The organism is Streptomyces rubellomurinus (genome assembly GCF_000961885.1).
GTDB classification, from domain to species: Bacteria; Actinomycetota; Actinomycetes; order Streptomycetales; family Streptomycetaceae; genus Kitasatospora; species Kitasatospora rubellomurina.
The window spans coordinates 1-19,361 of record NZ_JZKH01000120.1; the positions used below are offsets into that span (position 1 = coordinate 1).

General features: G+C 76.2%; 10 protein-coding genes. 2 read left to right on the top strand and 8 right to left on the bottom strand.

What is annotated here, in order from left to right; translation table 11 throughout:
* From VM95_RS34120 to VM95_RS34135, 4 genes are all read right to left on the bottom strand, one after another.
* Window positions 1-4,001, bottom strand: a 4,001-nt coding sequence (locus VM95_RS34120; RefSeq protein WP_045704375.1) for a hypothetical protein, incomplete at its 3' end; no start/stop codon positions are given.
* Window positions 3,998-4,855, bottom strand: coding sequence for a DUF4132 domain-containing protein (locus VM95_RS34125; protein ID WP_045704377.1), 858 nt, complete (start codon window positions 4,853-4,855; stop codon window positions 3,998-4,000). The genes VM95_RS34125 and VM95_RS34120, both read right to left, overlap by 4 nt.
* Before the next feature lie 261 nt (window positions 4,856-5,116).
* Entirely contained in the window at window positions 5,117-5,974 is an 858-nt protein-coding gene (locus VM95_RS34130) for an ABC transporter ATP-binding protein (protein WP_045704379.1), read from the bottom strand.
* Between the two features lie 28 nt (window positions 5,975-6,002).
* On the bottom strand, window positions 6,003-7,007 hold the full coding sequence (locus VM95_RS34135; protein WP_045704381.1) for an ABC transporter substrate-binding protein: 1,005 nt from the start codon (window positions 7,005-7,007) through the stop codon (window positions 6,003-6,005).
* Between the two features lie 150 nt (window positions 7,008-7,157).
* On the opposite strand from VM95_RS34135, the gene fhuB reads away from it, so the two are divergent.
* The gene (gene fhuB / locus VM95_RS34140; RefSeq protein ID WP_045704383.1) at window positions 7,158-9,356 is read left to right on the top strand and encodes a Fe(3+)-hydroxamate ABC transporter permease FhuB; all 2,199 of its coding nucleotides are present in this window, start codon (window positions 7,158-7,160) and stop codon (window positions 9,354-9,356) included.
* Window positions 9,357-9,408: 52 nt separating this feature from the next.
* Window positions 9,409-10,518 carry an alpha/beta hydrolase-fold protein gene (locus VM95_RS34145; protein WP_052707743.1) on the top strand — a complete coding sequence of 370 codons (1,110 nt, stop codon included), beginning with the start codon at window positions 9,409-9,411 and terminating at the stop codon, window positions 10,516-10,518.
* Between the two features lie 24 nt (window positions 10,519-10,542).
* Here VM95_RS34145 and VM95_RS34150 read toward each other — a convergent pair whose 3' ends face one another.
* The 4 genes from VM95_RS34150 to VM95_RS34165 all read right to left on the bottom strand — a co-directional run.
* Window positions 10,543-11,094: a Uma2 family endonuclease gene (locus tag VM95_RS34150; RefSeq protein ID WP_045704385.1), complete on the bottom strand. Its 552-nt coding sequence runs from the start codon at window positions 11,092-11,094 to the stop codon at window positions 10,543-10,545.
* Between the two features lie 129 nt (window positions 11,095-11,223).
* Window positions 11,224-12,588, bottom strand: coding sequence for a DHA2 family efflux MFS transporter permease subunit (locus VM95_RS34155; protein WP_045704391.1), 1,365 nt, complete (start codon window positions 12,586-12,588; stop codon window positions 11,224-11,226).
* A complete protein-coding gene (locus VM95_RS34160) occupies window positions 12,585-12,770 on the bottom strand; it encodes an MbtH family protein (RefSeq protein WP_045704387.1) in 186 nt (61 codons plus the stop codon). Before VM95_RS34160 ends, VM95_RS34155 begins: the two co-directional genes overlap by 4 nt.
* On the bottom strand, window positions 12,763-19,361 hold a 6,599-nt coding region (locus tag VM95_RS34165; RefSeq protein ID WP_052707744.1), incomplete at its 5' end, for an amino acid adenylation domain-containing protein. The genes VM95_RS34160 and VM95_RS34165, both read right to left, overlap by 8 nt.

The following is a 19,361-nucleotide window of genomic DNA, read 5'->3' on the forward strand; positions in this document are numbered from 1 at the left end:
GTGTTGTCGCAGTGGAGGAGGGGGGCGGACGGGGAGAGCAGCAGGGTGGCGCGGGCGGTGCCGATGCCGGTGAGTTCGGCGAAGGCGGTGGCCCGGGCCCGGTCCCAGGGGACGCTGCCGCGCAGGGCGGCGACCCTCCAGAACTTCTGGACCCAGGCGGCGCTGATCCGTTCCTCGGTGCGGCGCTCCCGGACGGTGGTGAAGTGGGCGACGGGGCCGAAGCGGCCGCTCGGGTCGTGGTCGACGGCGAGCCAGTGGATGGCGCCGTTCTGGTGGGTGCGGTAGCCGAGGATGACGACGGTGCGGTCGCCGTGGCGCAGCACCTGGCCCTGGCGGAAGTCGGCGGGGCGCGGGTCGGTGGCGGGCCGGTGGGGCTCGCTGAGGACGAGTTCGCGCAGGGTGTCGCCGCGGTCGGCGAGCGGGCCCTTGGTGAGTTCGCCGAGGAGTTCGACGAGCGAGGAGCGGTGGGCGGGTTCGGTGAGCGGGTTGGCGACGGCCTGGGCGAGGACGTGGAGCAGGCCGAGCAGGTGGAGCCAGCCGTGGCCGCCGTCGCCGCCGCGCAGGGTGATCCTGGCGGGGGCGGCGGACCAGCCGTCGGCCTGGCCCTCGCTCGTGTCGGTGGTGGCGGGCGGGTCGGCGAGGACGGCGAGGACGGTGCGCAGGTTGTTGAGCGTCCACCAGCGGTCGCGGATGAGCCAGCCGGAGCCGAAGCCGGGGATGTCGGGCAGCAGGGCGGTGACGGCGTCCTGCAGTTGCTGGTCGCGGCCGTGGTCGGGGCGGTACTCGGGGGTCTGGGCCCGGTCGGGCCGTTCGGCTTCGGGCTGCGGCACGAACCGGGCGATGCCGTCGAGCAGGTCGGCGGCGGCGCGGGCGAGTCCGGCGACGCCGGCGAGCAGCAGCGGGTGGGTGACCTCGGGCAGCAGGGCGGCGACGGCGGGGACGGGCAGGCTGCTGCGGGTCGGCTCGTTGTGCTGGGCGATGGGGCGCCGTACGCCCTGGACGGTGAGCCAGCGCCGGTCGTCCTCGGGGACGGGCCGGGTGTCGACGGGCCGGGTGTCGACGGGTTGGGTGTCGACGGGTTGGGTGTCGACGGGTTGGGTGTCGACGGGCCAGGCGGCGTCGATCAGTCGGGCGGCCTGTTCGGGGTCGACGCCGCGCAGGGCGCGGGAGCCGGCTTCGTCGCGGGGTCGCAGGGCGTGCCAGTGGTCGAGCGGTGGAACGAGGGCGGTGCCGGCGGCGGAGAGGTCGCCGGCGCGGCACGGCCGCAGGTCGGCGGTGCGGTCGGTGGCCGTGGCGAGGTCGGGCAGGGTGAGGGCGAGGGTGTCGCCGGAGGTCTCGGTGACGGCCGGTCGGCCGGCGCCGGGCAGGGCGAGTCGGCCGACCGGGACGGTGTCCGGGTGCGGGCCGGTGATCGGCAGGGTGATGTGCTGTCCGTCCGGGGTGACGGCGGTGGCCGTCCGGTCGGGGTCGATCCGGACCCAGCCGCCGAGGACGGTGCCGTCGGTGCCGAGCGGGGTGCCTTCCAGGCCGGGTTGGAGCGGCAGCAGCCGGGTGTTGCGCGCGGCGAGCCGGCCGGCCGCGGCGGAGGCTGCGATCACGGGCGGTTCGGCGGCGCGGCCCAGGGTGCCGGTGTGCGGGTCGAGTTCGCGCGGGGCGGGGTCGCCGTCTCCGGGGCGCAGCGTCCAGTGGCCGGTGCCGTCGCCGAGGACGCGGTGTTCGGACGGCAGCCGGGTGTCGCCGGCGTGCAGCGGGCGTTCGCCGGTGGTGCGGCCGCCGCCGGGCAGCGGGAGGGAGGGCGGTTCGGGCCGCCGGTCGCCGTAGTGGTAGCCGGTGATGGTCTCGCCGCCGAGTTCGAGGATCTGGTCGGGGCGGCCGGACCAGTAGCCGACCTGTTTGCCGTCCTGCTGCCAGGCGACGAGGAGTTCGCCGTCGACGAAGCGCAGTCGGGGGCGGTTCCAGCGGTGGTCCGGCTCGGGGACGCGCAGGGTGTGTTCCAGCACGGTGCCCTGCGGGCCGACGACGACGGCGCGGTCGCCGCGGGCGAGGATCAGGCACGGCCAGGCGTCCTCGACGATCAGGCCGTCGAGGGCCGGGCCGTGGAAGCCGGGGGTGGCGGCGTTGCGGGCGGTGGCCGTCGAGGCGGCGGTGCCCGGGTCGGCGGGGGTGCCGGGGCCTGCGGAGGTGCCCGGGTCGGCGGGGGTACTGGCGTCGGCCGGGTCGGCGAGGGTGGCGAGGGCGTCTTCGAGGGCGGGCCAGCCGAGTTCGTCGAGGATGCCGGCGGCGAGCGCCCGGGCGAGCAGTCCGGCGACGTCGAGGGCGGCGATCCGCTCGGCGGCGGCCGGGGCGATGCCGCGGATGGCGGTGCGGTAGGGGCTGAGCGAGCGGACCAGGTCGGCGGCGCCGGCCAGGCCCCGGACGGCGGCGAGTTCGTCGGCCCGGACCTCGGCCCACTCGGCCATCAGCGTGCGCAGCACCGGGACGGCGGGCGCCTTGCGGGTGACGGCGGTCACCCAGGCGGGCGGGGTGGCGTCGCGCAGCAGCGGCCGGTAGCGCGGGTCGGCGGCGACGGCGCGCAGGCGGGCGCTGCCGGGGCCGCAGTGGTCGGCCCAGTGCTTGACGCCGAGGGCGCGGCCGGCGGGCGGGTCGGCGACGGGCACGCCGGCGGCCAGCAGGTGGTCCAGCAGGTCGAGGTCGGCCAGGTCGCCGCCGCGGTCGGCGAACAGGTCGACGGGGACGGCGTCGGCGCGCAGGCGCTCGGTCATCCGGCCGGCCAGGGCGAGGGTGGCGGCGGTGTCGGACCGGGTGCGCCAGCCGCGGCGGGTGTGCCGGGCCCAGCGCTGGAGCCAGGCCGCGGCCGCGCCGGGCTCCTCGTCGGCGCGGCGGGGCCCGGTGAGCCCGGCCTCGGCGCCGGTCTCGGCGAGCAGGGCGAGCCAGGCGGCGTCGTGCGCGGCGGCGTCGCCGCCGTCCGGGGCGGGCAGCAGGTCGAGCAGGCGGCGTCGGACGGCCTCCTCGCGGCGCCCGAGCCGGACCAGCGGGCCGTGCCAGGACTTCCAGAACGCGGCGGGCGCCCGGTTGATCGCCGGGGATTCCAACAACTCGGCGAGCAGGGCCTGTTCGTGCGTGCCGCGGTCGAGCCCGGCGGCCCGGAGCAGGGCGCGGGCGTCCTCGGCGACCCCGGCGTACGGAGCCATGCCGGCGGTGGAGCGCTCGGTGCAGAGCTGGCGGAAGCGCTGCCAGGCGGTGTGCGGGTCGAGCCTGGTGGACAGTTCCTTGACGTACTGGCGCAGTTCCTTGACGGTGAGGGCGCCGGCCAGGGCGAACTCCAGGAAGACGGCGCGCAGCCGCTCCTCGTCGACACCGAGGCCGTGGGTGCGCTCGGCCTCGCGGGCCTTGCCGAACCAGGTGGCGGCGTAGGCCTGGTTGCCCTGGGCGAGGAAGATCCGGCCGACCTCCTCGCAGAAGGTGGGCAGGAAGTGCGGCACGGCGCGGCCGAGGCGGGTGGCGAGCGCGGCGAAGCCGTCCTTGGCGGCGCCCGGCTTGGACTTGACCTGCCGGGCCAGCCGCTCCGTCTCCTTGACCAGGGCGAGCGCGTGGTGGCCGTTGGCCGGGTCGTTGACGAGGGCCCAGGCGGGGAAGCCGAGCGCCTCCTGGCGGACCTGGCCGACGTCGGCGGGCGGGCCGGCGGGGGTGAGGCCGAGGAAGTCGAGGGCGGCGTCCTCGGCCGCGCCGAGGGCGCCGGGGACGAGCCGGACGATCCGGCGGCCGTCCAGCGCGGGGTGGGTGTAGGTGCGGGCGGTGAGCACGTCGGCGGCGCTGTCCGGGCGGCCGGCGTCGGGCAGGGTGCCGGCGGGCAGCACGGCGCCCGCGTCGAGCAGGGCCTCGTGGCGGGCCCGCGCCCGGTCGGCGCGGGTGCCGGTGCCGACTGCGGTGGCCGTGGTCGCGCCGGTCGTGGCGGCGGTGGCCGTGGTCGCGCCGGTCGTGGTCGCGGTGGTGGCGGTCATGCGGCGTCCTCCCCTTCGATCGTGCGGCCCGCGTACAGCGCGGCGGCCATGCGCATGCCCTCGGACCAGGCGACCGGCCCGACCTCGGTCAGCGGCAGCGCCCGGCCGTCCGGGCCGGCCCAGCTGAGCGTGCCGGTCTCGCAGGCGTCGTAGTCGTAGTAGTCGCCGACCCAGACCCGGGCCTCGACGGTGCGGCCGCCCTCGCTGACCGGCTGGACGGCGGACCCGCCGCGCACCCGGCAGCCGAGCCGGTCGCAGCGGCCGCGCAGTTCGCGCAGCTCCCGGTAGCGGCCGCCGGCGAACTCGTCGACCGCGGTGCCCGGCAGCGGCCCGGCCGGCTTGTGCCAGACCTCGCGGTAGAGCTGCCGGACGCGCTGGGAGACGCCGAGTTCGACGGCGAACTCGCGCAGCTCGTCGAGGTCCGGCAGCAGGACCGGGTGGGGTATCAGGACCTCGGCGGCCGTCAGCCGGACGGTGTCGCCGTCCAGGTCGACCAGGCCGAGGCCGCGTTCGGCGTCCGCGCCGCGCAGGAAGCCGGCGACCTCGCCGTCGACCCCGGTGACCACCACGTCCCGCAGGACGGCCTGCCAGGCCTCGTCGGCCCACACCTCGGTGAGCACGGCGGCGGGCACCGGCAGCGAGCGCACCATCCAGCGCTCGACGTCCGCCAGGCAGCGCCGCTCGTGGGCGCCCAGCCATTCGGCGAGCTGCTTGAGTTGGGTGACCGCCGGGTCGCCGTTGAGCTTCGGCGGGAGGGACTTGAGCGTGCGCCCCGCCGCGTTGCGGCACGCCACCCTGCCCTCCGCGTCCAGCGTGACGCGGTAGCCCCCCGCGCCCGTCTCCACCCATGCCACGGCCGTTCTCCTCCCACCGGTCCCACCGGAATTGCGCGTCCTGATCGCCTGCTGATCAGCGATGCCAGGAACGTAGCGACGCCCACTGACAGCGGGAGGGGCGGGATGGCGCTCTTCGGGGCCCGCGGAGTTCAAACCGCTCGCACGGGTGAACGAATCGGCCGCGCGGCCCGGTTCGGGACGCGCGACCGCCCGGCGCCCCGGGACGGAACGGGCCGTACCGGGCCGCCGGGCGGGAAGGCGTACGGAGGTGGGCGGGCGTCAGCCCCCGGCCGAGGCGGCCGGTGCCCCCGGCACGACCGCCGGCGCGAGCGGAAGAACCGCCGGCGCGAGCGGAACGACCGCAGGCGCCCGCGGCACGATCACCGGCGCCCCGTCCCCCGGCGCGGCGAGCACGTGGCTGTCGATGTCGTACAGCGCCCGCACCAGCGCCGCGTCCACCACCTCGCGCGGCGGCCCGCAGGCGACCACCGCGCCGTCGCGCAGCGCGACCACGAGGTCCGCGTACCGGGCCGCCGCCGCGAGGTCGTGCAGCACCATGACGACGGTCCGCCCGCCCGCGGCGACCTGTCGGACCAGCTCCAGCACCTCGACGGCGTGCCCGAGGTCGAGCGCGCTGGTCGGCTCGTCGAGCAGCACCACGGGCGCGTCCTGGGCGAGCACCATGGCCAGCCAGCAGCGCTGTCGCTGGCCGCCGGAGAGGCGGTCGAGCCGCCGGCCGGCCAACTCCTGGACGCCGGTGGCGCGCAGGGCCTCGGCGGTCAGCCGTTCGTCGTCGGGCGACCACTGCCGGAACAGGCCCTGGTGCGGGTGTCGGCCGTAGCGCACCAGCCCTTCGACGGTGACCGCCTCGGGTGCCTGCGGGCTCTGCGGCAGCAGCGCGACCCGGTGGGCGGCCTGGCGCGGGCGCAGCCGCCAGAGGTCCTCGCCGCCGACCAGCACCCGCCCGGCGTCCGGCCGGTGCAGCCGGGCCGCGGCACGCAGGAGGGTGGACTTGCCGCAGCCGTTCGGGCCGACCACCGCCACCACCTGCCCGGCGGGGACGGTGAGGTCCACGCCGCCGAGTACGGGGCGGCCGGGGCCGTAGCCGGCGCCGAGCCCCTGGATCGTCAACTCCATGGAGTGCCTCTAGTAGTAGGCGGGGTGGTCAGGAGGCCGAGGCGCCGAGCGCCTTGGTGAAGTCGCCGATCACGGCGTCGGCGGCGAGCGGGCCGCCCCGGGTGGACCAGACCGAACCGTCCACGGTGACGGCGCGGTTGTTCTTCACGGCGTTCAACTCCCGGTAGGCGGGCTTGGACTGGACGTCCTTGAGCGCGGCCTTGCCGTCGTCGGTGAGGGTGGACAGGAACAGCCAGTCGCCGTCGATCTCGTTGAGCTTCTCCAGGCTGAGCGCGGGGCTGTGCGCGTTGCCGTCCTTGTCCTGGGCGGCCGGGCGGGTGAGGCCCATGTCGAGGGCGACGCCGCTGGCGAACTGCTTCTTCTCCATCCAGCTGGGGCCGGTGGGGTTCCAGCGGACGATGGAGACGGCGGCGCCCTTGTTCTTGCCGAGGTCGCCGCCGGCCTTCGCGGCCTTGGCCTCGTAATCGGTGATGACCTTGTTGGCCTGGTCGAGCTTGTTGACGGCGTTGCCGATGCCGCGGAAGGCGAGCTTCCAGTCGTCGGTGGGCGCCATGGTGACGAGGGTGGCGGGGGTGATCTCGCGCAGCTGCTTGAGCATCTGCTCGTCCTGCATGTCGCCGGCCAGGATCAGGTCGGGCTTGGCGGCAACCACCTTGTCCAGTACGGGCTGCAGCAGGTTGCCGACGACGGGGACGCCCTGCACCCGGTCCTTCAGGTAGGCGGGCGGCTCGGCCAGCCCCTGGCCGTTGGTGATGCCGACCGGCTTGACGCCGAGGGCGAGCACCGCGTCCAGGTCCTCCTGGGTGAGGGTGACGATCCGCTGGGGCTCGGCGGGGATCTCGACGGCCTTGCCGGTGGCGTCCTTGACGGTGCGCTTGCCGCCGGCGGCCGCCGGGGAGCCGCCGGCCGAGGAGGAGGACGAGCCGGAGGATCCGCAGCCCGCGAGCAGCAGGGCGGCCGCCCCGGTGACGGCCAACGCCCGGGCCGCGCGGCGGCGACGGACGGGGCTGAGCGGGCGACGGGCGAACGGCATGGGTGCCTCCGGGCAACGGTGGTACGGGAATTGATCAGAGAACTGGCGCGGGAGCTGGTGCGCGGCCCGCACGCGGACGGGCCGGCCCGGCGCCGCGGGCGGCGGCGGGGAGCAACCGGGGCGGCTCGACCATTAGGTTAGCCTTACCTTATGACACCGTCGCAAGTGGGCGTCCACGAAGCGTCCGCCGCCACCCCGCCGGACGCGGCCCCGGGAGCCGTTCCGGGCGCCCCGCCACCCCCGCCGCCCGACCGCCGCCGCACCGGTTGGGCGGTCGCCGCCGGGGCGCTCGCGCTCCTGCTCGTGCTCGCCGCGCTCTCGCTGTCCATCGGCGCCGGCGAGGTCGGCCCCGGCCGGGTCCTGGACTACCTGCTCAACCGCGACGGCGCCCGCGCCGACAGCCGACTCGCCCTCGTCGTCGGCGACTTGCGACTGCCGCGCACCGTCACCGCGCTGCTCGTCGGCGCCGCGCTCGGCGTCGCCGGCGCCCAACTGCAGTCCGTCACCCGCAACCCGCTCGCCGAGACCGGCCTGCTCGGCGTCAACGCCGGCGCCTCGCTCGGCGTCGTCCTCGCCGTCGCCGTCCTCGGCGTCCAGACCTCGTACGGCTACCTCGCGTTCGCCTTCGGCGGCGCCGTGCTCGCCAGCGTCCTGGTGCTGCTGGTCGCGGGCAGCCGGGGCGGCGGCTCGCCGATCCGACTCGTGCTCGGCGGCTCCGCCGTCGCCGCCGTCTTCCGCGGCCTCACCGACGTCCTGGTCGTCAACTCCCCCGAGGCGTACGAGCGGTACCGCGTCTGGGTGCTCGGCTCGCTCGCCGGGGTCGAGGGCTGGACGACGCTGCGCCAGCTCGCGCCCGTGCTGGCCCTCGGGTTCCTGTTCGCCCTGCTCACCACCCGGCCGCTCACCGCGCTCGCCCTCGGCGACGACCTCGCCCGCGGCCTCGGCCACCGGCCCGGCGCCACCCGGGCCGCCGTCGCCCTCGGCGTCACCCTGCTGACCGCCTCCGCCGTCGCCCTCGCCGGCCCGGTCGCCTTCCTCGGACTGCTCTCCGGGTTCCTCGCCCGGACCGTCGCCGGCCCCCGGATCGGACAACTCACCCTGCTCGCCGCACTGTTCGGCGCCGCCGTGCTCACCGGCTCGGACGTGCTCGCCCGCGTGGTGGCCCGGCCGTTCGAGGCGCCGGTGTCCGTGATCGTCGCGCTGATCGGCGCCCCCGCGCTGATCGCCATCGTCCGCTCCCGGCGCTCCGCCGCCCTCGCCCTCACCGACCCCGCCGCCGACGCCCCGCCACCGGCACGGCGGCCCGAACCACCCGCCGCCAAGCCGGACTCGGCCCTGCGGTACGGCGCGTGGTCGCTGCTCGTCCCCCGCCGGGCACTGCTCGCCTCGCTCGGCCTGGCCGCGGTGCTGCTCGCCGCCGTCGTGGTCTCCGCGCACGCCGGGCAGAGCGAACTCGACCTCGGCCGCACCTTCCAGGCCGTGTTCGGCTACGGCGACCGGCTCGACGTGCTGCTCGTCCAGAAGTTCCGCCTCGGCCGGATCGTCGCCGGACTCGCCGCCGGAGCCGCCCTCGGCCTCGCCGGCTGCCTCACCCAGACCCTCGCCCGCAACCGCCTCGCCACCCCCGAACTCCTCGGCGTCAACGACGGCGCCACCGCCGCCGTCCTCATCTCCGCCGGCACCGCCGGCACCTTCGGCGCCTGGTGGGCCGGGCCGCTCGGCGCGCTCGTCGCCGTCCTCGTCGTCACCCTCGCCTCCGGCGGCCTCGGCGCCCGCGGCCTTCGGGTGCTGGTCGTCGGGCTGGCCATGTCCGCGCTCGCCTCCTCCGTCATCCAGGTCGCGATGGCCCGCCGCTCACTCAACTCGGCCGGCTCGCTGTACGTGTGGACCTCCGGCAGCCTCAACGGGCGGGACTACGAGATCGCCACACCCGTCCTCGTCGGGCTCGCGGTGCTGGTGCCGCTCGCGCTCGTCGCCGCGCGGCGACTGGCCGTCCTGCGCTTCGACGACAGCGTCGCCGCCTCGCTCGGCGTCGACCCCGGGCGGGTGCGCCTCGCCTGCCTGCTGCTGTCCGTGGCGCTCGCCGGACTGGCGGTCGGCGTGTGCGGGCCGGTCGGGTTCGTGGCGCTCGCCGCGCCCGTCATCGCCGGACGGCTGGCCGGACCGGCCCGCGTGCCCGTCGTCGGCTCGGCGCTCACCGGAGCCCTGCTCGTGGTGGTCGCGGACACCGTCGGGCGGGTCCTGATCGGCGGCGTCGAGATCCCGGTCGGCATCGTCACCACCGTGCTCGGCGGCCCCTTCCTGCTGTGGGTGCTGCTCGGGCGGCGCGGACGCGACAGCGTCGCGTGAATCGGCACGCATCGACATGAATCGACATGAGTCGACTTGAGGAGTAGTGGACTTGAAGACTTCGTCCCCGACCGTCGCCCCCGATCCGGACGACCCGGCGTACCGGCTGGTCACCTTCCGGTACGCCGGCGAGCAGGAGTACGACGGGGTGCTGGCGCTGCTGCACACCGTCACCGACAAGGACCGGCACTCCGGCGACCTGACACCGCATCTGATGCACCGTCAGATCGACGGCTCGTGGTCGATCACCTACCGGCTGCGCGCCGACCACCGGGCGTCCTACCAGCTGTACCCCTTCCGGGGCGCGGCCCCGGGCACGAGCCGGGCCGACTGGCTGCGCGTCCTCGACGGGGCCGTGCCCGACCCGCACGGCGCGGACGGACTCCTGCTCCCCGCGCGCGACGGCCGCCACCCCTCGTCGGTGCTCAGCCTGCCCGACGCGCCCGCCCAGCCGTACGTGCGGCGGCGCGAGGACGTGGCGCGCGGACGGACCACGGCCCATGAGGTCGACGGTCGTCGCGTCGACGTCCACCTCCCGCCCGGGGAAGGCCCGTTGGAGGCGGTGGCGGTGCTGCTGGACGGGGAGATGTGGGGCGGGGTGCTGTCGGTCGGCGACACCTTCGACAACCTGACGGCGGACGGGGCGATCCCCCGGGCCGCCGCCCTGCTCGTCCACACCATGGGCCCGCGGCGCCCGGACGACCTGAGCTGCAACCCGGACTTCGTCGACCTGCTCGCCGACCGGCTACTCCCCTGGGCACAGAGCGAGTTCGGCACGCCCCTCGATCCCGCCCGCACCGTGGTCGCCGGCCAGAGCGCGGGCGGCCTCACCGCCGCCTTCGCCGCGTTCCGCCGCCCGGACCGGTTCGGCAACGCGCTCTCCCAGTCCGGCTCCTTCTGGTGGCCGGACGAGACGGAGTTCGACGAGGGCAGCGAGTGGCTCACCCGGCAGTTCGCCGTCGCCGCCCGGCGCGAGGCCCGGTTCTACCTGGAGGTCGGGCTGCAGGAGTGGATGCTGCTCGCCCAGAACCGCCACCTGCGGGACGTACTCGTGGCGCGCGGATACGACGTCGAGTACCGCGAGTTCAACGGCGGCCACGACTACGCCTGCTGGCGCGGCGGCCTGGCGGACGGCCTCGCCCACCTGCTCGGAGCGCGCTGACCCGGGCGGCGCGCCCGGGCGGGGTCAGTCCCGGTAGGGGACCAGCCGGGACAGGTCCAGCTCGAAGCCGAACGGCTCGGGGATGCGGATCCGCTCGCCGAACTCCCGCTCGGTGCGGGTGTGGTACCGGTCGCGGTTGGGCTCGGAGAACAGCGTGACGGTCTTCTGTCGCGGGTCGACGATCAGGTAGAGCGGGAAGCCCATGCGGGGGTAGTCGCGGACCTTGCCCGTCCAGTCGTTGTCGGGGTTGGACGGGGAGACGATCTCGACCGCGACCAGCGCGAGCTCGGCGGGGATGTCGTGCCCCTCCAGGTCGATGACGTCTTCCGGCAGGTAGGTGAGGTCCGGGTTGCGGACGGCGCCGACCCCGGGTGAGGCCAGGTCGCTGTTGCCGGTCGGGAAGTAGCCGGCGGGGCAGTGCGGCTCGAACTGGCGCTGCACGATCGAGAGGTTCAGCTGGTGGATCGAGGAAGGCGATGCCTGCATCACGATGACGTCGCCGGACAACTCGACCTTGTAGCCCTCTGGGAGGCTGCGTCTGGCCTCCTCGAGAAGGCGATAGTGCTCAGGGTTCATCGGGTCTCCTCCGCTGCTCCTGTCACAGTACCGCGTACGCGAACGCCGGTCGGCGCACCGGTGGCATGGGCGGGAAGGAGTGTCGTCCGTCCGGGCGGGGCCGGCGACCGGACGGACGACCACCCGGGGTCACTGCCGGGGCAGCCGGGCCGCGAGCGGTGCGCCGGCGGCGACGAGGGCGGCCGTGAGGGCGAGGGCGAGCCGGTAGGGGGTGACGCCGCCGTCCTCGCCGGACGCGCCGATCAGGGCGGCGACGGCGGCGATGCCGAGGGCTCCGCCGAGGGTGCGGACGATGGTGAACAGGCCCATCGCCCGGCCCATGGCGGGCGGCGGGACGTCGGCGAAGCCGGCGATCTGGAGGGTGAGCACGGCGGTGCCCAGGATCAGCCCGACGCCGAGCATCAACGCCCGTACGGCCCACGGGTTCTCGGCGAAGCCGAGGCCGGCGAGCACCGCCGCGGCGAGCAGCAGGGCGGGCAGGGCGAGGCGGCGGGGGCCGAGCCGGGGCAGCAGTCGGTCGACGGCCTGGGAGGCGGCCATCAGGCCGATGGCCTCGGGGAAGACGCTGAGCCCGGCGTCGAGGGCGGTGGCGCCGAGGGCGGCCTGGTGGAGCAGGGGGACGGCGAAGAGCGCGCCCATCAGGCCGGCGGAGGTGAGCAGGGCGAGCCAGGTGGCGGCGCCGTAGCCGCGGTCGGCGAGCAGGCGCAGGTCCACCAGCGGTTCGGGGGCGCGCAGTTGGTGCCGTACGGCGAGTGCCAGCAGGACGAGGCCGAGCGGGCCGGAGAGGGCCACGCCCGGGGAGGTCCAGCCATGGGCGGGGCCGAAGCCGAGGGCGTAGGTGAGGAGGCCGAGGCCGGGGGTGGCGAGCAGGGAGCCGGTGGTGTCGAAGCGGCCGGCGGCCGGCTCGTCCTCGGTCCGCAGGGCGGCGGCGCCGAGGGCCACCGCCGCGATGCCGACCGGCACGTTGACGAGGAACAGCCAGTGCCAGGAGAGGTGTTGGGTGAGGTAGCCGCCGAGCGGCGGCCCGAGGGCGGGCATCAGGGCGGTGGGGACGATCAGGATGCGGCCGAGGCCGGCCCGTTCGTGCGGGGCGAAGGCCCGGAACAGCAGGGTCGTGCCGACCGGGGAGAGCAGGCCGCCGGCCACGCCCTGGACGGCGCGGGCGGCGGCGAGCCAGCCGAGGCCGGGGGCGGCCGCGCACAGCGCGCTGACCGCGGTGAAGGCGGCGAGCGCGCCGAGGAAGACGCGTTTGACGCCGTACCGGTCGCCGAGCCAGCCGGCGACGGGCAGGCCGAGGGCGAGGCCGACCAGGAAGGCGGTCTCGACGGCGTTGGCGGCGGAGAGCGGGCGGCCGAAGTCCTCGGCGATGCTGTACAGGGCCGGGTTGACGATGGTGGAGTCGAGGCCGTTCATGCACATCGCGGCGGTGTAGACGACGACCACGGCCGCCCGCCCCGCCAGCGGGGGGCGAGCAGCGACGGCGGGTGGGGTCACAGGTCGGTCCAGTGGGCGGTGATCCAGGCGAGGGCGGTGGCGCGGTCGCTCGGGCCGTGGGCGACGCCCCAGCCGGCGGGGACGGCGGCGAAGGCGGGCCAGAGGGAGTGCTGGCCCTGGTCGTTGACGAGGGCGAGGAAGTCGCCGTCTGCGTCGAAGGGGTTGGCGGGCGCGTCACTCATCGGAGGTTCCGTCCAGTCGGTCGGCGATCACGCGGGCGATGTGCGCGATCGGGTCGGGCAGGGTCATGTCCTTGTGGGAGCAGGCGACGTCGGTGTTGTCGATCCGCCCGGTCACGTACGGGGCCCACAGTTCGGGCACCAGGGTGTCGTCGATGGTGTCGACGGTGGCGCGGAAGAACAGCACGTCGCCGTCGAAGGGGCGGTGGTCGTGGCCGCGCACCAGGTGGTTGGTGTGCAGGTAGATCCGGTTGAGCGCGGCGACGGTGGTCTCGTCGAGGCCGGCGAGCGGGCTGCCGGCGCCGCGCAACAGGGCGCTGACGGTGTCGAGTTCGAGCGGCTGACCGGCGAGGTCGTCCGGCCCGAAGCCGCCCATGGTGAGCAGTGCCTCCAGGGCTTCGGCCTGGTCGGGGACGGGGAGCTCGCGGAAGCCCTCGGCCGGGTAGGCGTCCAGGATGGCGAGCAACTCGACGTGCTGGCCGAGCTGTTGGAGACGGACGGCGAGCGCGTGGGCGATGATGCCGCCGGTGGACCAGCCGAGCAGCCGGTAGGGGCCTTCGGGCTGGACCTCGCGCAGCCGGTCGGCGTAGTGCGCGGCCAGCTCCTCCAGCGTGCGCGGCAGCGGGAGTTCGGCGGTGGCGGCGCCGACGCCCTGGGCCTGGAGGCCGTAGATCGGCACGTCGGCGGGCAGGTGGCGGATCAGTCCGGTGTAGCACCAGCTGAGGCCGCCGGCGGGGTGGACGGCGAACAGCGGCGCCGGACGGCCGGGGGCGGCGGGCCGCAGCGGGAGGAGGACGTCGAGGGCGTCGACGGCGGTCGCGCCGGCGGAGAGCGCCGTTTCGAGGCCGGCCGGGGTGGGGGCCTGGAACAGGGTGCCGATGCCGAGGTCGATCCCGAGCACGTCGCGGATGCGCCCGGCGAGGCGGACGGCGAGCAGGGAGTGGCCGCCGAGGGCGAAGAAGTCGTCGTCGACGCCGACCGCTGCCAACCCGAGGGCCTCGGCGAAGAGTTCGCAGAGCTGCTGTTCGCGCGGGCTGCGCGGGGGGCGGCCGGTGCCGACTGCGCCGGCGGGCGCGGAGGGGGCGGGCAGGGCGCGGCGGTCGAGCTTGCCGTTGGCGGTGAGCGGCAGGCGCTCCAGCGGGACGACGGCGGAGGGCACCATGTGGGCGGGCAGTTCGGCGGCGGCGTGGGCGCGCAGTTCGTCCGGCGACGGACCGGGGCTGGTGCCGGGGCCCGAGTCGGATCCGACCACGTAGGCGACCAGCCGCTGGTCCCCCGGCGCGTCCTCGCGGACCACCACGGCGGCGTCGGCGACGGCCGGGTGGGCGGCCAACACGGCTTCGATCTCGCCGAGTTCGATCCGGAAGCCGCGCAGCTTGACCTGCTGGTCGGCGCGCCCGAAGTACTCCAGGACGCCGTCCGGGCGGCGCCGGGCGAGGTCGCCGGAGCGGTACATCCGGGTGCCGTACTCGCCGAAGAGCGCGGCGTACGGGTCGGCGACGAAGCGGGTGGCGGTGAGGTCGGGGCGGCCGAGGTAGCCGCGGGCGAGGCCCGCGCCGGCGACGTACATCTCGCCGGTGACGCCGGGCGGGACGGGCTGCAGGTGCTGGTCGAGGACGTAGACGCGCAGGTCGGGGATGTTGACGCCGATGGTGCTGCTGCTGGTGGCGGCGGCGCTCGCCCGGTCGAGGGCGATGTGGGAGACGTGCACGGTGGTCTCGGTGATGCCGTACATGTTGACCAGGGTCGGCGCGTTCTCGGGGTGGCGCGCGTACCAGTCGTCGAGCCGGCCGAGTTCGAGTGCTTCGCCGCCGAACACGACGTAGCGCAGGGCGAGTTCGCTGCCGGGGCGGTCCCGGTCGGCGGCGGCGAGCTGGTGGAACGCGGACGGGGTCTGGTTGAGGACGGTGACGCGTTCGCGGGCGAGCAGGTCGAGGAAGGCGGCCGGGTCGCGGCTGACCAGGTGCGGGACGACGACCAGGCGGCCGCCGTGCAGCAGGGCGCCCCACAGCTCCCACACGGAGAAGTCGAAGGCGTAGGAGTGGAAGAGCGTCCAGACGTCGTCGGCGCCGAAGTGGAACCAGTGGTCGGTGGCGGTGAACAGCCGGACCACGTTGCGGTGGGTGACGGGCACGCCCTTGGGCCGGCCGGTGGAGCCGGAGGTGTAGATGACGTACGCGGTGTCCTCGGCGCGCAGCGGGCGGGTGCGTTCGTGCTGGGCCAGCGGGCCCGGCGGGGTGGCCGGCCGCTCGCCCGGTTCCGCTTCGTCGACCAGGAGTTGCGGAACGTCGTGCGCGGGCAGCCGGGGTGCGGTGGCGCGGTCGGTGAGCAGGGCGGCGGGGCGGGCGTCGGCCAGCATGTAGGCGAGGCGGTCGGCCGGGTAGTCGGGGTCCAGCGGCAGGTAGGCGGCGCCGGACTTGGCGACGGCGAGGAGGGCGACGACGAGGCGGACGGAGCGCGGCAGGGCGAGGGCGACGATGGTGCCGGGGCCGATGCCCCGGGCGGCGAGCCGCCGGGCCAGACGCTCGGCGCGGGCGGAGAGTTCGGTGTAGTCGAGCTGCTCGCCGTCGCAACTGACGGCTACGGCGTGCGGGTTGGCGGCGGCCGCGGCGTCGAAGAGGTCCGGCAGGGTGACGTCCGGCGGGGTGGCGTCCGGCGGGGACGGCGCCGGTTCGCCGTTCCATTCGACCAGGGCGCGGTGCCGTTCCTCGTCGCTGATCAGCGGCAGCCGGCCGATCGGGGTGTCGGGCGCGGTGGCGGCGGCGGTGAGGAGCCGGGCGAGGCGGTCGCAGAGGGCTTCGGCGGTGGCGGCGTCGAAGAGGTCGGTGCGGTACTCGAGGAAGCCGCCGATGCCGCCGCCGGGCCGTTCGCCGGCGTTGAGGGTGAGGTCGAACTTGGCGGTGCCGCTGGGGATCGCGGCGATCTCGGCGGTGAGGCCGCCGCCGAGGTCCACCGGCTCGTCGGCGCGGCTCTGCCAGGCGAGCATCACCTGGAACAGCGGGTGCCGGGCGAGCGAGCGGGGCGGGTTGAGCTCCTCGACCAGGCGGTCGAAGGGCAGGTCGGCGTGTTCGTGGGCGGCGAGGACGGTGTCGCGGACGCGGGTGAGCAGCTCGCGGTAGGTCGGGTCGCCGGAGGTGTCGGTGCGCAGGACGACGGAGTTGACGAAGTAGCCGACGAGGTCGGCGGTCTGCTCGTCGTCGCGCCCGGCGACGGGGGTGCCCACGGGGATGTCGGTGCCGCAGCCGTGCCGGGTGAGCAGGGCGGCGAGTCCGGCCTGGACGGCCATGAAGACGGTGCTGCCGGCGGCGCCGGCGAGGGCGGCGAGGGCGGCGTGGGTGGCCGGGTCGAGGGTGAAGGGCGCGGTGGCGCCGTGGTGTCCGGCGACGGCGGGGCGGGGGCGGTCGGTGGGCAGTTCCAGCTGGTCGGGCAGCCCGGCGAGGGCTGCGCGCCAGTACGCGGACTGTCGGACGGCGAGCGGTCCGGGCTTGTCGGCCGTGCCGAGCAGGTCGCGCTGGCGGGCCGCGTGGTCGAGGAACTGGACGGCTGACGGCGGGAGTTCGGGGGCGTGGCGGGCGTGCCGGGCGGTGTAGGCGGCGGCCAGGTCGCGGACGAGCGGGGTGGTGGAGGCGCCGTCGCTCGCGATGTGGTGGAGCAGCAGGAGCAGGGTGTGCCGCGCGGGCCCCTCCTCGAACAGAGTGGCGCGCAGCGGCGGTTCGCTCACCAGGTCGAAGGGGTGCTGGACGGCTTCGGCCAACTCGCCGGTGCCGTGGTGCAGTTCGACGGGCGTGGCGGGCAGCACCCGCTGGTACGGGGTGCCGTCCGGCTGCTCGCCGTAGACGGTGCGCAGGATCTCGTGCCGGGCGGTGAGGTCGCCGAGGGCGAGGGTGAGGGCGGTGCGGTCGAGCGGGCCGGTGAGGGTGAGGGCGAGCGGGATGTTGTAGGTGGGGTTGGGGCCCTGGAGGCGGTGCAGGAACCAGAGTCCGCGCTGGGCGGGTGAGAGCGGCATCCGCTCGGTGCGCGGCACGGGCTCCAGGGCGGGGCGCGGTTCGGCGGCAGGGGTGGTGTCGTCGCGGTCGAGCAGCGCGGCCAGCGCGGCGGGGGTGGGGTGGCGGAAGACGTCGGCGAAGGCGACGGGCACGGCGAGGGTGTCGCGCAGTCGGGCGGCGAGGCGGCCGGCGAGCAGGGAGTGGCCGCCGAGGTCGAAGAAGGAGGTGTCGCGGCCGGGCGGTTCGGGCAGGGCGAGGAGTTCGGCGAACAGGGCGCAGACCTGCTCCTCCCGCGGGGTGGCGGCGGGTTCGCCGGTGGCGGTGGTGCCGGGTTCGGGCAGGGCGCGGTGGTCGAGCTTGTCGTGGGCGGTGCGCGGGAGTTCGTCGAGCAGCAGGACGGCGTCGGGGACGAGTGGGGCGGGCAGCCGTTCGGCGAGGGCGGCGCGTAGCGCGTCCGGGTGCGGGGTGGCGCCGGGGGCGGGGACGGCGTAGCCGAGCAGCCGCTTGCCGTGCGGGCCGGGGCGGGCGATCACCACGGCCTGGGCGACGCCGGGGAGTTGGGCGAGGGCCGCGGCGGCCTCGGCGGGTTCGACCCGGAAGCCGCGGATCTTGACCTGGTCGTCGGCGCGGCCGAGGAATTCGAGGGTGCCGTCCGGGCGGCGGCGGGCGAGGTCGCCGGTGCGGTACATCCGGCTGCCGGGCGGGCCGTAGGGGTCGGCGGTGAAGCGTTCGGCGGTGAGGTCGGGGCGGCCGAGGTAGCCGCGGGCCAGGCAGGCGCCGGCGACGTGGAGTTCGCCGATCGCGCCCTCGGGGACGGGGCGCAGCGCGCCGTCGAGGACGTAGGCGCGGGAGCCGCGCACCACCCGGCCGGTGGGGGTGCCGTCCGGGCCGGGTGTCCAGGCGTAGGCGTCGACGGTGGTCTCGGTGGGGCCGTACAGGTCGACGGGGTGCACGCCGGGGGTGGCGGCGAGGCGCCGCCAGAGGGCGGGCGGGGTGGCTTCGCCGCCGACCGCGATGACGGCGGGGTGGTGCCGGCCTTCGTCCAACAGGCCTTCGGCGAGGAGGACTTCGAGGTAGGAGGGGGTGACGTCGAGGTAGTCGACGCGTTCGCGGTCGAGGTGGGCGATGAGGGCGGCGGGGTCGCGGTAGGCGGCGTCGTCGAGCAGGTGGAGTTCGTGGCCGTGGACCATCCACAGCACCGGGTCCCAGGAGGCGTCGAAGGCGAAGGAGGCGCTGTGGGCGACGCGCAGGCGCTCGCGGCCGGTGCGGCGGACGGCGGGGGCGATGTGGTCCTCGCCGTGGCCGGCGTGCAGGTTGGCGAGCGAGGCGTGGGTGACGACGACGCCCTTGGGGCGGCCGGTGGAGCCGGAGGTGTGCAGGATGTAGGCGGGGTCGGCGAGCCGGGGGGCGGGGAGGGGGGCGGCGGGGTCGTTCTCGGCGCCCTCGGTGTGCGGGGCGTCCTGGGGCCGTACGGTGGGCACGTGCGGCGGCAGGCCGAGGCCGGCGAGGGCGTCGGCGGCGCCGATCGCGCAGACCGGGCGGGCGTCGTCGAGGACGGCGGCGAGCCGCTGCGCGGGGTGGGCGAGGTCGAGGCTGACGCAGGCGCCGCCGGCCTTGAGCACGGCGAGCATGGCGACGAGGGTGTCGGTGCCGCGCGGCAGGGCGATGGCGACGGGCGCGCCGGCCCGGACGCCGTGGGCGGCCAGGCGGTGGGCGAGGCGGTCGGCGGCGGCGTCGAGTTCGGCGAAGGTGAGGGCGGTGGCACCGCTGCGGACGGCGACGGCGTCCGGGGTGCGGGCGGCCTGGGCGGCGAAGAGTTCGGGCAGGGTGCGGTCGACGGGCGGTTCGTCGCGGCCCTCGGTGGCGCGCCGGATGCCCTCGGCGTCGAGCAGGTCGATCCGGGCGATCGGGGTGTCCGGGGCGGTGAGCAGGAGGTCGGCGAGGGCGTCGAGGTGGCGCAGCAGGCCGTCGCGGTGGGCGGCGAGCGAGGCGGTGTCGTAGCGGGCCGGGTCGGCGTCGAGGGTGAGGCGCAGGGCGCCTGCGGGGCCGGGTGAGACGTTCAGGGCGAGGTCGTCGACGGGGCCGGCGGCGAGGTTGCGGACGGTGCCGGGCAGGCCGGCCAGGTCGAGGTCGCCCTCGAAGGCCTTGATGTTGACGACCGGGCCGTACAGGGCGCGCCGTTCGCCGGTCAGGCCGAGGTCGCGGCGCAGGTCCTCCAGCGGGTAGCGCTGGTGGCGGCGGGTGGCGCGCAGTTCGCGGACGACCCGGCGCAGCAGTGCCTCGGCGGTGTCGGCGGGGCGGACGGCCAGGCGCAGCGGGAGGATGTTGGCGGTGGCGACGGGGGTGCGCAGGGCGGCGGGGCCGCGGCGGTTGGCGAGCGGGAGGCCGAGCAGGACGTCCTCGGTGCCGGTGAGGCGGTGCAGGTAGCCGGCGGTGGCGGCGAGGAGGAGTTCGGCCCAGGTGGCGCGGGCGGCGTGGGCGGCGCGTTCCAGGCGGTCGCGGGTGCCGGCGGGGAGGTCGGCGGTGAGGCGCAGGGGGGGTGATGCGACCGGGGTGGCGGCTCCGGTGCCGGCTCCGGTGGCGGGGGTGGCGGCTTCGGTGCTGGGGG

Excerpts from the sequence above, each read along its gene's own strand:
- VM95_RS34130 (WP_045704379.1), bottom strand. The coding sequence starts at position 5,974 with ATGGAGTTGACGATCCAGGGGCTCGGCGCCGGCTACGGCCCCGGCCGC.
- VM95_RS34135 (WP_045704381.1), bottom strand. The coding sequence starts at position 7,007 with ATGCCGTTCGCCCGTCGCCCGCTCAGCCCCGTCCGTCGCCGCCGCGCG.
- fhuB (WP_045704383.1), top strand. The coding sequence starts at position 7,158 with ATGACACCGTCGCAAGTGGGCGTCCACGAAGCGTCCGCCGCCACCCCG.
- VM95_RS34150 (WP_045704385.1), bottom strand. The coding sequence starts at position 11,094 with ATGAACCCTGAGCACTATCGCCTTCTCGAGGAGGCCAGACGCAGCCTC.
- VM95_RS34160 (WP_045704387.1), bottom strand. The coding sequence starts at position 12,770 with ATGAGTGACGCGCCCGCCAACCCCTTCGACGCAGACGGCGACTTCCTC.